Annotated in this window: 1 pseudogene; it reads right to left on the minus strand. The window is 72.5% G+C overall.

Annotated features, from left to right (window positions below):
• Window positions 1–255, minus strand: a pseudogene (locus MRBLAR12_RS23850) (acetyl-coenzyme A synthetase); the annotation flags it as partial.

The following is a 255-nucleotide window of genomic DNA, read 5'->3' on the forward strand; positions in this document are numbered from 1 at the left end:
CGGCGTCGTGCCCGACGGCGGTGTGCTCGGCCGACGCGGCGCCGACGGTGTCCGCCCACCAGTGGTCCCGGCCCTCGTGCCAGTCCACGTCCTGGCCGTTGCGCCTGACCACAACGACGTTCCGCACCGTGTGGCCGTCGCCATTTCCCGTGTGGGACAACGCGTCGTCGACGGCGGCCTTCAGGGCGCTGGGCTTGCCGCGGCGGTAGGTGCCGTCGGCCGTGACCACAAGCTTGGCCTCCGCGTCGTCAATCC

It is taken from the genome of Arthrobacter sp. LAR12-1-1.1 (assembly GCF_040676555.1).
GTDB lineage: Bacteria > Actinomycetota > Actinomycetes > Actinomycetales > Micrococcaceae > Arthrobacter.